Below are 13,559 nucleotides of genomic sequence, written 5' to 3' on the forward strand. Positions count from 1 at the left end.
ACTTATTATGTACCAGGTAAATGAGCCTGTTCACTTAATTTTGAAATAAATAATTGACTATTAATATGAAAACGAATCACGAAATAGATTATCGCATTTATGGTGAAGAGATGCAGTATGTGGAAGTGGAACTGGACCCCAATGAAACGGCGGTAGCTGAAAGCGGCGCCTTTATGATGATGGATGATGGTATCCAGATGCAAACGATGTTTGGCGATGGTTCGCAACCGCAGCAAGGGCTGTTGGGCAAACTGATGTCGGCAGGTAAACGCATCCTTACGGGTGAAAGTTTATTTATGACAGCCTTTACGAATGTGGGCCAGGGCAAAAAGCGTGTAAGCTTTGCCTCGCCTTATCCCGGTAAGATCATTCCATTGGACCTGTCGAAATATGATGGCAAGATCGTAGCGCAAAAGGACTCTTTCCTGTGTGCAGCCAAAGGTGTTTCGATCGGCATTGAATTGCAGCGGAAACTGGGTACTGGTTTATTTGGCGGAGAAGGTTTCATCATGCAAAAGCTGGAGGGTGATGGAATGGCTTTTGTACATGCTGGTGGCCACGTATTTGAAAAGACCTTGCAGCCTGGTGAGTTTTTACGGATCGATACGGGTTGTCTTGTAGCGTATACCAGAAACATCAATTATGATATCCAGTTTGTAGGTGGTATTAAGAATACCATCTTCGGTGGAGAAGGATTGTTCTTCGCCACGCTGCGTGGACCTGGTAAGGTATGGATCCAAACGCTACCCATCAGTCGCCTGGCAGGCCGAATTCTGGCTTATGGTACTTATAAGCGCAAAGAAGAAGGCAGTATCTTAGGGGGGTTGGGGAATATGCTGGATGGGGATGGCTGGAAGTAGGAGGAAGCAAGAATATAGAATCCAGCATTTAGAAGTTGTTGATATTTGGACTCGTTGATTAACATTAAAAGCCCGTTTTGCACCTTCGCAAAACGGGCTTTCTTTATGAGGTAATAAGTTTCTTAATATTTGTTCCGGATGCTGGTGATGAAGGCTTCCACACTACGTCTTACAGCTACGGCATTGCCATTGTGGTTGTTGACGAGCACAGAGAAAATGACGAGTTTATTTTTATGGGTATACAGGTAACCGCTTAAGGCCACGACGCCCGACAAGGTACCGGTTTTAGCATAAATATACCCGCTGTCTTTTTTATAGAAGCTGCCGAGGGTGCCGGTACCTCCTGTAGGGAAAATGTTTTTCAGGCGATCCATCCCAAACTGCTCCCGCATTTTATTGAGAATGGCCACAAATGTCTGTGGAGTGAACAGGTTGTACCGGCTTAATCCGCTGCCATCCACCCAACGGGGCACCTGTGGCAGGTCGGCCAGGTCGGTCTTTAATAGGGTATCGATAATCAGCCGGTCGCTCATGAGTCCAAGTTTCTGGTTGCTCACCATGAGGAGGGATTGTTCTGCATAGAAATTATCGCTGCGATACATCATGGGCCGCAGCAAGGAATCGGTAGGCTGGGAATGTATGGCCCGGGGCTGCTGACTGCGGATCATTGGCTGCAGGTTGCGGGTTGATCTCCAGGCTTTGTAGTTCACTTCTTTGTGGAGAGTATCAGGCAATAGTTCGAGGGCAGATTGAATACCATGGGTGACAAAAGGTACTTCCTGTTCTTTCTTTTTCTCGGTGCTCTGGGAAATATGAAAAACATTCTCGGCCTGATCGCGCTCTACATAGAAACTCTTTCTGGCGGTGTCACCATCAAAGCGCACTTTCCAGTCTACCTCGGGAATGGAATAAACGGAAGGGCTGGGGGCAAAGAGAGGGTCTTCATTTTGCACGCCCTGTGCTGCTTCCTGTACCCAGCGGATGGTATTGCCAAATACGGGGAGGGCGCTGCGTTCGGCCATATAGCTTTCATTGTAATCGCTCCATCCCCATCCTGAGCCCAGGGACCTGTCTTTCCAGTTCTGGTCTGTGATGTAGACATTTTTGGTAGTCTTTTGGAGGAACTCTATTACAGGTTGTTTTTTGAATTCGGGATGTAACAGGGTGGGATCGCCGGCAGGCAAGAGGAAAACAGCGGTATCATTTTCCAGGTAATGCATGCCTGTGAGGCTATCGCCCAGGTATTTTAAGGCAGCGAAACATGTAACAATCTTGGTATTGGATGCAGGCACAAAGTATTTATCGCCCTGGTAATTGTACAGGTACTTGTTGTCGGTAACATCAAAAAGGCTGATACCGATATGCGCCCTGCTGATGGAAGGATCTTGCAGGATAGATTGATGTACTTGTTTATTAATAGCTTTCTGCGGAGAACAGGCCGCAAAAACCAGCACTGACAAGAGAAAATACCCGGTTCTTTTTTTCATAGCTCAATATACACCAATGTGTGAATCCCACAAGGCAGGACAGGTTGGCGCCACTATGAAATGCAGGAATGGATCTTTTCCATAAAGTGCTGTACAATAATTGAGGGATTTACAACTTATTCTCTTTCCTGTGCCCGCAGCCATCTTTCAGGTATTTCATTGCGGCCGGCCAATAAATAATCCTTATAGGAGCAAGGGATGAATTTTTTATCGGGCAACTGCATCCACCAGCGACCTGTTTTTTTGCTTTGGAGGAATACGGACTCTATTTCGGCAAAGGCCATGTGGAACTCATTGAAGGAGTCTTTTTCCTCTACCTGCGCTTCACGTTTACCCCGGCTGCGGCCATCTACGAGGTACCACAGCATGTGGCTGATCTGTTTGGCGGTGAGTGCTTCTTTGTCTTTAGAAGGCAGATAGCCATATATGCCGATGGTGCTGATATTTGTGCTCATGCCTGCATACCGCATGAGAACGCATGCATCTTCCCCATTTAATCCATTTGGAGTGATGGTATTGGCAGGCGCGAAAGCATTGGCAATGGCGGAAATGTCAAAGCTCAGGAGCTGGCTGTTGCGAATAACGGGCTCCATTTCCTCAATTTGTTCCTTGACCATTCCTACACGGAAACAATCAAAGCGCAGCTTATCCATGGTTTCAAGCATATGGGGATGTACATAATAGCTCTGGAAACCGATATGGTTATAATGACGGATAAAGTTGGGCTCGCCGGTGAGCATTTCCATGAGGAAGTTCTGATCGCGCTGCAGGGAATCCATGGAAAGGTCTATAAGGGCATCGATGCATACGGCATCAATGACCCTTTTTTGATCGGCGTACATGCCATATTGGGCCAGGGTAAGATCATGCGAGCCACCGAGTATGACCACCATTTTACCGGCAGCGGTCAGTTCGGCCAGTACCGTTTTGAGTGCGGCATAGGTATCTTTTAGGGAAGCTCCCTTTTTAATGTTACCGATATCGGCAATTGAAACGTCCTGGTGCCAGTAAAAGAGCTGGTAAAATTCGGCGCGGATCGCGTCGGAAGCCAGTTGCCGGGATGGAGGTATTCCGGCACCTCTGGTTTCGCCACAACCTACCAATACGATATCTACCCCGGTCAGATCGGGCATTTCCTCTTCATATACCTGAAGGATCTTACCCATCTGCCCATCTTTATATGATTCATCCTGCGCCAGTACTGCCCTGTTTACAGGCTCGAGGAAATCAACGATATTAAACATATCCGACATGGGCGCAAGATAGTCCGAAAGTCGGAAAAGTCCGAAAGTCGGCATGGTGAAGCAGCCAAAAGCCGGCAAGTGCGGAGGTCAGCATGACCGGAATCCCGTCCTATTCCGGACTTTACCAAGTTCCGGACTTTTCGGTCTTCCTTCATTATCTTTGCCAGTATGGAACAACTGTTACAACAGATAGCCACTTACAAGCAGGAGATTGAGAAATTGGCTAATGACGGGACGGAAGCACTGGAGGCTTACCGTATTAAGTTTCTTGGCACAAAAGGGATTGTGAAGAACCTCTTTACGGAAATGAAAAATGTGGCGGCAGATAAGAGAAAGGAGTTTGGCCTGGTATTGAATGATTTCAAGCAACTGGCGGAGAGCAAATACGAAACCTGGAAGCAAACGCTGGAAAGCAATTCGTCTGCTGCTGCGGCATCCACCATTGACGTAACGCTTCCCGGCGACCCTTTACCGTTGGGCACACGCCATCCTATTAACCTGTTCCTGAACCATGTGATCAGCATATTTCAGCGGCTTGGATTTTCTGTAGCGGAAGGACCGGAAATTGAGGACGACTGGCACAATTTCACGGCACTGAACCTGCCGGAGCATCACCCCGCACGGGATATGCAGGATACTTTTTACATTCAGCAAAAGCCTGATGTGCTTTTGCGTACACATACCAGCAATACGCAGATACGGGCTATGGAACAAAATCCATTGCCTATCCGGATCATCTGTCCGGGACGGGTATACCGTAATGAAACGGTGAGCGCCCGCAGCCACTGTTTTTTCCACCAGATCGAAGGGTTGTATATTGACGAAAATGTGTCTTTTGCAGATCTGAAGCAGACCTTGTACTTCTTTGTACAGGAGATGTACGGTAAGGATATCAAGGTACGTTTCCGTCCCAGTTACTTCCCTTTTACTGAACCAAGTGCAGAAATGGATATACAATGCCAAATTTGTGGGGGCGAAGGCTGTGCGGTATGTAAACGTACGGGCTGGCTGGAGATCCTGGGTTGTGGAATGGTGCATCCCAAGGTGCTGGAAAATTGCAAGATCGACTCCAATAAATACACAGGATTTGCCTTTGGTATGGGCATTGAGCGTCCTGCATTACTGAAATATGGCATTAATGATATCCGGTTGTTCAGTGAGAATGATGTGCGGTTTCTCCGACAATTCACGAGTGCGATATAAAGGCAAGAATTCAGAATACAGAATTTAGAATACAGAATTGCTACCGCGCTTTAGGGCGACTGATCTGTTGGTAGCGCCGTTCAGACGGATAGAAAATCCAATAAATCAAATACTCTTGGGTCAGACAATTCAGACTGTGTGTGTTTGCGGTGCGGGTACCATGGGTAGTGGTATTTCACAAATAGCCGCACAAAAGGGATTTCATACGATCCTGTATGATGTGAATAAAGGCTTGATCGAAAAGGCGGAGGCAGTCCTGGAAGCCAGCTTGCAGCAGTTGCTGGTGAAAAATAAGATAACGGCCATAGAAAAAGCGGATACGCTTAGCCGCCTGCGTTTTACGCATGATATTAATGATTGCCTGGCAGATATTGTCATCGAAGCCATTGTAGAAAAAGCCTCTATCAAAACGGCGCTCTTCAATCAACTTGCGGAACTAAACCACAGTGACGTAATTTTTGCCACCAATACTTCTTCGCTGGCAGTTACAGATATTGCCCGGCAGGTAATGCGCCCGGAGCGTGTTGCCGGTATGCATTTCTTCAACCCTGCCCCTGTTATGAAACTGGTAGAGGTAGTAAGCACCCCCTATAGTAATGAGCATACGATACAAACGATCATAGAGCTGGCCAGGCAACTGGGCAAAACCCCTGTACTGTGTAAGGACTCACCGGGATTTATTGTGAATCACGTGGCGCGGCCTTATTATCTCGAGGCGCTAAAGCTGGTGGAGCAGGGCATTGGTGACTATGAAACGATTGATACTTTACTGGAAGCGACGGGATTTAAAATGGGTCCGTTCCGGCTGATGGACCTTATTGGTAATGATGTGAATTATGCAGTAAGCTGTTCAGTATATGAACAGTTGGGAAGCCCGAAGCGCTTACGCCCCTCCTGGCTGCAAAAAGAACGGGTAGACAAGCAGGAATTGGGCAGGAAAACTAAAAAAGGGTATTATGGATATGAGTAAGCCAACTAAAATACTCATAACGGGGGGTACAGGTTTTCTGGGAGCCTATATCATCCAGGAGCTGATACAACAAGGATATGGGGTGCGTGCCCTGCGCCGTAGCCATAAACTTCCTTTTTTTATTTCCGCAGGTACATTGGACCAGGTGGAATGGGTGGATGGGGATATCCTGGACATTGTATCGCTGGAAGAAGCCATGGAGGGTGTTGATGGGGTGATCCACTCGGCAGCCAAGGTTTCTTTTGATCCCAAAGAGAAAAGAGAGTTGTTTAATATCAATATAGACGGGACGGCTAATATGGTGAATATGGCGCTGGAGAAAAAGATACAGCGCTTTGTGCACATCAGTTCTGTGGCGGCCTTGGGCAGAACAGCCAACGGAGACCGGGTAACGGAAGAAAAGAAGTGGCAGCACAGCAAACTCAATACGCAGTATGCTATCAGTAAGTACCATGCCGAACGGGAAGTGTGGCGAGGTATGGGGGAAGGCCTGGATGTGGTAGTACTCAACCCCAGTACGATACTGGGGTATGGAGACTGGAATACCTCCAGCTGCGCTATATTTAAAAACAGCTTCAGGGAATTTCCCTGGTATACCAACGGGGTGAATGGTTTTGTGGATGTGAACGATGTAGCCAGGGCTGCGGTACTGTTGTTGAAGAGTGGTATAAGCGCCGAGCGTTTCATTGTAAATGGTGAGAACTGGTCGTTCCGTCAGTTGCTCAATACCATCGCAGAAGGTTTTCACAAAAAGCTACCCAGCCGGGAAGCCACCCCTTTCTTAGGAGAGGTGGCCTGGCGGCTGGAGAAAGTTAAGTCAATGTTTTCCGGCAAAAAGCCCTTGCTTACGCAGCAAAGCGCCCGTGTTGCCCAAACTAAAACTTACTTTGAGCACGATAAATTATTACGGGCATTGCCTGGCTTTTCCTTTACCTCACTGGCTCAGAGCATTACAAAAGCATGCGACCATTACCTGCAGCATCCACAGGCTTTATAACTGGCAAAGTAGTTGCAACAGTATACTTGCCCGGCTCTAAAATCGTTAATAAATAGTACCAATAGTTCCCACATGAAGAAGACCATTGCCGCTCTTTTTTTAACAATTATTTGTACAGTTGCCCTTGCGCAGCAAAAGGATTTTGTAGTGCTTGGAAAGGTAATTGACTCTATTTCCCGGCAGCCATTGACTGGCGCATCAGCCTTTTGCCAGAATACCACGCACGGCACGATCACCAACTCAGAGGGTTTATTCTTTATGCGCCTGCCAAACGGCGGGTATGATCTGGTTATTTCTTATACGGGTTATAACAAGAGTGTGTTACGCATTAGCAGTAACCAAACGATGGCAGATACGCTGGTCTTTGAGCTGGTAAAGGAAGACAAAACGATGACTGAAGTGGCGGTAGTGGCAAGTAATGAGGTGCCCGACGGGCTTGCCAAATATGGTTCCTTTTTCACGGATCAGTTTATAGGCACCACGCCCAATTCGAGCCAGTGTATTATCCGTAATCCCGAAGCCCTGCGCTTCTTCTATACCAAAAAGCGGAACCGCCTGAAGGTAACAGCCAAAGAAGACCTTCTCATCACCAATTATGCCCTGGGTTATACGATCCGTTATCAACTTGACTCTTTCAGTTATGATTACAATACCAATATCAGCCAATATACTGGCTATCCCTTCTTCCAGGAAATAGACAGTACCGCCTCAGCAGTGGAAGCATGGAAGAAAAACCGGGCCAGAACCTACCTGGGTTCCCGGCTCCATTTTATGCGTTCACTCTATGATAGTACGGCCATTGAAGAAGGGTTTATTGTAGAAAAACTGGAGGAGGATCCTGCAAGCGTTAAAGGGACAATTATTCATAAGCTATACGATGGAGAACAATATGTGGCTGACAGCAGTGAAGTGACGATTAACTGGCAGGGACGGTACCGTATCAGTTACAAAACGGTGTATCCGGATAAAAGGTTCCTGCAGGAGTTTAAGCTGCCGGCCAATACCCGTATGCAGGTTACACTACTGGATATAACGGATGGTTTTGTCATTGAGGAAAATGGGTATTTTTATGATCAGTATGATGTAGTCAATACAGGCTATTGGGCCTGGAAAAAACTGGCAGAATTGTTACCCTATAATTACGAATATGAGTAAAATCAAATTTCCCACATTAATAAAATCTTAAGAACCCACTCACCACTGCAATAAGTTTTTTATCTATCTTCAGCCAGCCTAATCTGACCAAAATTTTGCGTTAACTTAATGCCGGCTGCTGAACTCAGACCTAATCCTCTTTACCGCTGCTTTTTGATTGTAACCTATATACCTGCTACAATCAAGAGGGTTCTTTCTTTTGGAAGCATACAAATTCTTTTTCTTCTTTTATTGGGTTGTTTATTCTTACCCCCTGTGTTGTCAGCTCAGGAGTACAGTTATGTGTACTATAATACAAGGGATGGCCTTGCAGGTTCTACGATCTATGATATGTGCCAGGACAAAGACGGTTTTATCTGGTTTGCCACGGAGGCCGGTTTAAGCCGTTTTGATGGTACCCGTTTTAAAAATTTTACGACAGCCGATGGCTTGCCTGAAGTTGAGATATTAAAATTGTATGCAGACCACCAGGGAAGGGTTTGGATCGCTCCATTTAAGAATACGATATGTTATTATTACCAGGGGAAGATATATACATCTGCCAACGATTCTTTACTCAAAAAAGTAAAGCTGAATACGGTTATTACACATATCACCGGCGATAAAGAGGACAATATATTTCTTTGTTCGGTAGGCCATGATGCGTATCTTCTTCAAACCAGGAAGGGACCCGGAAAGTTTATTGACCTTCGGGCCCATGGCCGGCTTTTCAGCTATGCACAACCCAATTTTTTTGATCGCGACGGCCTTATTGTATCAACAAGTGACTCTACATTTATACTGGCCAATGGTAAACTGCAATTTTGGTCAACCGGGGCACTTCCCCTTAAAGCCTTTGTTACGCTCCATGATTATGACCATAAGATAAAATATATTAAACTACCTGTAGAATCGCTTAATGCATACATCCATTTTGATGCAGAAAAAAAACAAACACAAACCTATTTTGCGCTTACAAATCATGGCGCCTGGATGGTAGATACGCTCCATTTTGATCATTTTGAGGAGATCTTCCTTAAAGAGAAACAAGTGAACAGTGCCCTGATCGATAATGAGCGAAATATATGGTTTGGAACAGGTGGGGAAGGTGTATATAAATTAGTATCCCGTAATTTCAAAACGTACTCCTTCAAAGACAGCAAAACTTCCGAGATATTTTCCCTTACCAGGCACGGACAGGCAATGTTGGCAGGCACTGGTTTTAACAGGATGTATTCAATCGTAGGCTCTAAAGTGGATTCAATCGATTTTTACAAGGCATTTTCCGGTTCTGTAAATCAGACTTCCAGTAATAGATTGGTAAGTATAAAGAAAACAAGCGCCGGGAACCTGGTATTGGGTTTTGATCTTTTTCTTTTTCAAAAGAACGCTTCAGGAAGCCTGGTTAATTATGTTTTTCCTATTAAATCCATTGATGAAATTGATGCTCAAACATTATTGGTAGGTACGGGCAGAAACGTGATCAGGGTACGGGAGAAAGACCTGAAAGTGTTGGATACGATCTGGCCATACCGGTCTACGGCTGTAAGTTATTATAACGATAGTTTTTATGTTGGAACAGTAGATGGATTGCATGTTGTATCAAAGGATGGCCCCTCACGCTTTTTAGGCAAGGACTTCCCATCCCTGCGTTACCGTACTGCCTGTTTTGCCAGATCAGCTGATGGCATATTATGGACAGCTACCTATGGAGGTGGTGTGGTGGGGATGAAAGATAACCGGATCATTGGTCATTTAACGACCCGGCAAGGCATTTCCAGTGATATATGCCGCAGCCTGTTTGTGTATCAAAACTACCTTTGGGTGGGCACGGACAAGGGTATTAATAAGGTGGACATCAGTAAGCCCACCTACCCTGTTCATCGTTATTCCACTTCCGACGGGCTCCCTTCGGATATTATCAACGCGATTTACGTGGACAGTAGCAGGGTATATGTGGGATCGCCGGCCGGCCTCACCACTTTTGATGAAAAGCAGGTATCTGATTATTCACGTTGCGATTTACGGGTTCTCGACATATCGGTATCGGGTCTATCTAAACGCCTGCAACCTGCTTATGAGTTGGGTTATAATGATAATAACCTCCGGATTGAGTTTGTAGCTATTTCCTTCAAATCGGGCGGGGATATCATGTATCGCTACCGGTTAAAGGGACTAAAGGATAGCTGGGATTCAACCCGGCAAAACCAATTGGAATACCCTTCACTGCCTTCGGGCAATTATCAATTGGAGCTATTGGCCATTAACAAATTTGGGGTTGTAAGCAATCCGGTGATCATCCCTTTCTTAATCGATACGCCTTACTGGCAAGCGTGGTGGTTTAAAATACTGGTAGTGGGTTTTGCAATTGGCTTAACTGCAACCCTCGTGGCATGGCGCTTCAGCATCGTACAGCGCAGGGAAAAGGAGAAGATTGGTTTGCAGCAAAAGATCCATGAACTGGAACAGCTGGCTTTACTGTCACAGATGAACCCCCATTTTATTTTCAATTGCCTGAATTCTATCCAGGCCTTTATCATCAACAATGATGTGGAAAAGACCAACCAATACCTCACAGAGTTTGCATACCTGATCCGCCAAACAATGGACAGTGCAGAAAAGGGGGTTATCTCTATTGGCCAGGAGGTCAGGTACCTCACACGTTATATTGAACTGGAAAAGATGCGGTTTGGGCATTCTTTTGAGTATACGATAGAAACAGATGTGCAAATTGATCAGGTGAATACCTGTCTCCCAAGCATGCTATTACAACCTTATGTAGAAAACAGTATCCGCCATGGGATCCGGCATAAAAGGAATGGGCAGGGAGTGTTGGAAATAAAATTCCAGCAATCGGGAGACCAGCTTTTATGTATAGTGGAAGATAACGGCATCGGCAGGGAGAGTGCCCGACAATTCCGGTCGCACCTGCATGTGGAATATCAATCAAAGGGAATGACACTGGCGGCAGCAAGGGTAAAAGCCTTAAACCGGCAATATGGGGAACCGGTTGTCATTGAAATAATTGACAAGACGGATCAGGAGCAACGGCCAACCGGCACGAGGGTCGAAATCTATTTTCCCTATAAAATGCTATCTAAACTCAGTTAATATGATCAGAACTGTTCTTATTGACGATGAACCCAATAATATTACAACTTTACAGCAATTGCTATTGAGGTATTGCCCCATCGTTGAAATAGCAGGTACAGCCGATAGTGCCAAAGCAGGTGAGGAAGTGATTGCTGCTACCCAGCCCGACCTGGTATTCCTGGATATTGAAATGCCTTATGGAAATGCCTTCGATCTGCTGAATAGTATATCCCCCATTACCTTCGAGGTTGTCTTTGTAACTGCATTTGACAACTATGCTATTAATGCTATCAAGTATTCGGCATTGGACTATTTATTAAAGCCTGTCAATATCAGGGACTTACAGGCTGCTGTACAAAAAGCGGCCCACCGGCTGGATACCAAAAACATTCATAAACGGATCGATACGCTCTTTTATAATCTGTATACACCCAAAAGCTCCTTTCAGCGGCTGGCGTTGCCGACGCTGGACGGATTGGTATTTGTAAATACAGAGGATTGTATCCGGCTGGAGGCTAAGAGCAATTATACGGTCATCCACTTTAAGAATGGGTCAACGGTAACGATATCGAAGACGCTGAAGGAGTTTGAAGATATACTTAGCAAGGAACAGTTTTCCCGTATTCACCACTCACATATCATCAACCATTATTTTGTTAAGAAATACCACCGGGGCAGGGGTGGCTATATTGAAATGGAGGATGGAACGACCATTGAAGTGTCTATCCGGAAAAGGGATGAGTTCCTTGCCAAATTTAGTTAACGGACGGTTTCTTTATTTGAGGGCTTTTAACTTCTCCCAAATTTCCGGTATACGTTTGATCCAAATAAGCTCCCGCTTTTTAGTAACGGCATCCTCGACAGGGGAACCGAAGTACATTTTTCCTCCTTCCAGGGAAAAGGGAACGCCACTTTGGGCCATCACCACCGCATTGGCGCCAATGGTGAGTGTTTTGGAAACACCTACCTGGCCCCATAATACTACTCCATCTTCAATGGTAGTAGCTCCTGCAATACCTACCTGGGAAGCAAACAGGCAGTTTTTGCCAATCACGGTATCATGACCGACCTGGATGAGGTTGTCCATTTTAGTACCCCTGCCAATCAAAGTATCGTGACTTACGCCACGGTCGATGGTACAGCCGGCGCCAATCTCTACATCGTCTTCAATAACTACCCGGCCGCCACTTTCCATGCGCTTATACCATACCTCACGGTCTTTTTTGGTATTGTAATAGAAAGCATCGGACCCGATCACCGTTCCGGCCTGTATGACTACGTTATCACCTATCATGCAATGATCCAATATGGTAACATTGGGGAATAGCCGGCAGTTCTTTCCAATGGTGACATGGTTACCAATGAATACATTGGGAGCGATCCAGGTGCCCTCTCCTATCACGGCAGAGTCGCTGATCATCTTAGCAGCCGGTTCAAAGGGGCGGAAGCGGCGAACGATAGTTTGGTAAGCTTCAAAAGGTTGATCTACTATGAGGAGGGCCTTTTCTTCGGGGAAGCTGGTTTCTTTATTGATGATGATAAAGGTGGCGGCAGATTGGATGCACTTGTCGTAATACTTGGGATGGTCCACAAATACCAGGTCGCCGGGTTCGACCTTATGTATTTCGTTAATACCGGTTACCAGCCCGTTTACATTACCTACCAGTTTGGCGCCTATCAATTGAGCAACTTCCTGTACAGCTATCGGAGAGGGAAACTTCATAGTTTATTGTTTGCGCAAAGGTAACATGCAAACAATGAATGCTACACAAATGAGCGATTAAGGTTACTTAGGGGCTGGGATTTCCACAGCATTAAAAAAAATGTGAATAAAATTTATTAGATTTTTTTTCCAGATAGAAAAAATTATTTTTAATATTGTGTAGGGAAATTTATTTCCCGGTACTTACTAACCCATCCACATAATAAATCTCCCGGTTCACCGGGAGATTTTTCTTTTACTATGTCTCGTTATTTCATCATCTATAAACCATTCCAGGTACTCTCACAATTCACGTCGGAAGGCGGCAAGCGATCATTGAAAGATCATTTCACTGTTCCCGCTGATGTATACCCTGTAGGCAGGCTGGACTTTGACAGTGAGGGATTGTTGCTACTTACCAATAATAAACAACTCAACCACCAGTTACTGGATCCACGCTATGCACACGAACGGGAATATTGGGTACAGGTAGAAGGGATTATTGACGAACCGGCAAAAAAGAACCTGGAGTCGGGAGTAATCATATCGGTTGATGGCAAACCTTACCGAACGAAACCCTGTAAAGCCATGATCTTTGAAACACCCCCGGCTGTGCCGGTACGTAACCCTCCTATCCGTTATCGTAAAAATGTTCCTGACAGCTGGCTAAAGCTTCTGCTTACGGAAGGTAAAAACCGGCAGGTAAGGAAAATGACGGCTCAGGTCGGGTTTCCTACCCTTCGCCTGATCCGCTACCGGATAGAACGGCTTAAGCTGGATGGAATGATGCCTGGCGACATGCGGGAGTTGAGCCATTCTGTGGTATATGGCTCCTTATTCTCTTAAAAGCTCACTAACAACTATAAACT

Annotated in this window: 11 protein-coding genes; 8 read left to right on the forward strand and 3 right to left on the reverse strand. The window is 45.7% G+C overall.

The window, feature by feature from the left end; translation table 11 throughout:
* Window positions 1-65 precede the first annotated feature (65 nt).
* Entirely contained in the window at window positions 66-860 is a 795-nt protein-coding gene (locus D3H65_RS21510) for a TIGR00266 family protein (RefSeq protein ID WP_119052291.1), read from the forward strand.
* Window positions 861-982: 122 nt separating this feature from the next.
* Here the strand turns inward: D3H65_RS21510 and dacB are convergent, their stop codons facing one another.
* On the reverse strand, window positions 983-2,347 hold the full coding sequence (dacB, locus tag D3H65_RS21515) for a D-alanyl-D-alanine carboxypeptidase/D-alanyl-D-alanine endopeptidase (RefSeq protein WP_119052292.1): 1,365 nt from the start codon (window positions 2,345-2,347) through the stop codon (window positions 983-985).
* A gap of 116 nt (window positions 2,348-2,463) precedes the next feature.
* Window positions 2,464-3,600 (reverse strand): formimidoylglutamase, encoded by a 1,137-nt coding sequence (locus D3H65_RS21520; protein ID WP_119052293.1) that lies wholly within the window; start codon window positions 3,598-3,600, stop codon window positions 2,464-2,466.
* Between the two features lie 159 nt (window positions 3,601-3,759).
* Here D3H65_RS21520 and pheS point away from each other — a divergent pair, with 159 nt between their 5' ends.
* The 6 genes from pheS to D3H65_RS21550 all read left to right on the forward strand — a co-directional run bounded on the left by pheS (window position 3,760) and on the right by D3H65_RS21550 (window position 11,751).
* A complete protein-coding gene (gene pheS / locus D3H65_RS21525; RefSeq protein ID WP_119052294.1) occupies window positions 3,760-4,794 on the forward strand; it encodes a phenylalanine--tRNA ligase subunit alpha in 1,035 nt (344 codons plus the stop codon).
* Between the two features lie 115 nt (window positions 4,795-4,909).
* Complete coding sequence (locus D3H65_RS21530) at window positions 4,910-5,764, forward strand: 3-hydroxyacyl-CoA dehydrogenase NAD-binding domain-containing protein (protein ID WP_245999556.1); 855 nt, start codon at window positions 4,910-4,912, stop codon at window positions 5,762-5,764.
* Window positions 5,757-6,761: an NAD-dependent epimerase/dehydratase family protein gene (locus D3H65_RS21535; RefSeq protein ID WP_119054597.1), complete on the forward strand. Its 1,005-nt coding sequence runs from the start codon at window positions 5,757-5,759 to the stop codon at window positions 6,759-6,761. Before D3H65_RS21530 ends, D3H65_RS21535 begins: the two co-directional genes overlap by 8 nt.
* A 72-nt stretch (window positions 6,762-6,833) precedes the next feature.
* Window positions 6,834-7,916 (forward strand): carboxypeptidase-like regulatory domain-containing protein, encoded by a 1,083-nt coding sequence (locus tag D3H65_RS21540; RefSeq protein ID WP_119052296.1) that lies wholly within the window; start codon window positions 6,834-6,836, stop codon window positions 7,914-7,916.
* Window positions 7,917-8,171: 255 nt separating this feature from the next.
* Complete coding sequence (locus D3H65_RS21545; protein WP_245999557.1) at window positions 8,172-11,006, forward strand: sensor histidine kinase; 2,835 nt, start codon at window positions 8,172-8,174, stop codon at window positions 11,004-11,006.
* Between the two features lies 1 nt (window position 11,007).
* On the forward strand, window positions 11,008-11,751 hold the full coding sequence (locus D3H65_RS21550; protein WP_119052298.1) for a LytR/AlgR family response regulator transcription factor: 744 nt from the start codon (window positions 11,008-11,010) through the stop codon (window positions 11,749-11,751).
* Between the two features lie 12 nt (window positions 11,752-11,763).
* Here the strand turns inward: D3H65_RS21550 and D3H65_RS21555 are convergent, their stop codons facing one another.
* Window positions 11,764-12,711 (reverse strand): UDP-3-O-(3-hydroxymyristoyl)glucosamine N-acyltransferase, encoded by a 948-nt coding sequence (locus D3H65_RS21555; RefSeq protein ID WP_119052299.1) that lies wholly within the window; start codon window positions 12,709-12,711, stop codon window positions 11,764-11,766.
* Window positions 12,712-12,951: 240 nt separating this feature from the next.
* Here D3H65_RS21555 and D3H65_RS21560 point away from each other — a divergent pair, with 240 nt between their 5' ends.
* On the forward strand, window positions 12,952-13,536 hold the full coding sequence (locus tag D3H65_RS21560; RefSeq protein ID WP_119052300.1) for a pseudouridine synthase: 585 nt from the start codon (window positions 12,952-12,954) through the stop codon (window positions 13,534-13,536).
* The last annotated feature ends 23 nt before the right edge of the window (window positions 13,537-13,559 follow it).

Origin of the sequence: Paraflavitalea soli, from assembly GCF_003555545.1 — a bacterium.
GTDB classification, from domain to species: domain Bacteria; phylum Bacteroidota; class Bacteroidia; order Chitinophagales; family Chitinophagaceae; genus Paraflavitalea; species Paraflavitalea soli.